A 1,490-nucleotide genomic window follows, 5' to 3' on the forward strand; every position below is an offset into this window, starting at 1 on the left:
ACTTCTGCCTCGGCGCGCATCTGGCCCGGATGGAAGCCCGGGTTGCGCTCGCCGAGTTGTTCAAGCGAATCCGCGGATACGAGGTGGACGAGCCCAACGCCGTCCGCGTTCACTCGAGCAATGTCCGCGGATTCGCTCACCTACCGATGACCGTGGAGGTCCGCTGAATGCCCCGCTTTGACCCTCTGCCCGAACGACGGCCGGCGATCGTGGCCGGCGCCTCCTCCGGTATCGGGGAGGCCACCGCCATCGAACTTGCGGCGCACGGCTTCCCGGTCGCGCTCGGCGCGCGCCGGGTGGAGAAGCTCAACGACATCGTCGGCAAGATCAACGCCGAAGGCGGCGAGGCGGTCGGGTTCCACCTGGACGTGACGGACCCAAACTCAGTGAAATCCTTTGTCGCACAGTCTACCGACGCGCTCGGTGACATCGAGGTGCTGGTGGCGGGGGCGGGTGACACCTACTTCGGCAAGCTCGCCGAGATCGCAGGCGACGAGTTCGAGTCGCAGCTACAGATCCACCTCGTCGGCGCCTTCCGGTTGGCCTCAGCCGTGCTGCCGGGCATGCTCGAACGGCAGCGCGGCGACCTGATCTTCGTCGGCTCAGACGTGGCCCTGCGTCAGCGGCCGCACATGGGCGCTTACGGGGCTGCCAAGGCGGCGCTCGTCGCAATGGTCACCAACTTGCAGATGGAGCTCGAAGGCACCGGCGTGCGGGCCTCGATCGTGCATCCCGGCCCGACCAAGACATCGATGGGCTGGAGCCTGCCGGCCGAGAAGATCGGGCCCGCGCTCGAGGACTGGGCCAAGTGGGGGCAGGCCCGCCACGACTACTTTCTGCGCGCGGCGGACCTCGCGCGCGCCATCACGTTCGTCGCCGAGACCCCGCGCGGTGGGTTCATCGCCAACATGGAGCTTCAGCCCGAAGCCCCGTTGGCCGAGAAGAAAGATCGCCAGAAGCTGGCGTTAGGCGAAGAGGGGATGCCAGGACATGGCTGATGCAACCACGGCGAAGACCGCGCTCGTGCCGCGGGTTTCCGGCGGCGAGGAGGAGCACGGTCACCTCGAGGAATTCCGCACGGATCCAATCGGTCTGATGAAGCGCGTGCGGGAGGAATGCGGCGACGTGGGCTGGTTCCAGCTGGTCGACAAGCACGTCATCCTGCTGTCCGGGGCGGGCGCCAACGAGTTCTTCTTCCGCTCCGCGGACGAGGATCTGGACCAGGCCGAGGCCTATCCGTTCATGACGCCGATCTTCGGCAAGGGTGTCGTCTTCGACGCCAGCCCCGAACGGCGCAAGGAGATGCTGCACAACTCGGCGTTGCGCGGCGAGCAGATGAAGGGCCACGCCGCCACCATCGAGGGCGAAGTCAAGAAGATGATCGCCGGCTGGGGCGAGGAGGGCGAGATCGAGCTGCTCGACTTCTTCGCCGAGCTGACCATCTACACCTCGACAGCCTGCCTGATCGGGCTGAAATTCCGTGAACAGCT

At 66.4% G+C, this 1,490-nt stretch carries 1 protein-coding gene and 2 pseudogenes; all 3 read left to right on the plus strand.

From position 1 onward, the window contains the following. Positions 1-167 (plus strand): annotated as a pseudogene (locus A5695_RS28340) (cytochrome P450); the annotation flags it as partial. Continuing rightward, the gene (locus A5695_RS07225) at positions 168-998 is read left to right on the plus strand and encodes an SDR family oxidoreductase (RefSeq protein ID WP_068079498.1); all 831 of its coding nucleotides are present in this window, start codon (positions 168-170) and stop codon (positions 996-998) included. It begins immediately after the preceding pseudogene. Next, positions 991-1,490, plus strand: a pseudogene (locus tag A5695_RS07230) (cytochrome P450); the annotation flags it as partial. The gene A5695_RS07225 and the pseudogene A5695_RS07230, both read left to right, overlap by 8 nt.

Source organism: Mycobacterium sp. E1747 (genome assembly GCF_001667775.1).
Lineage (GTDB): Bacteria > Actinomycetota > Actinomycetes > Mycobacteriales > Mycobacteriaceae > Mycobacterium.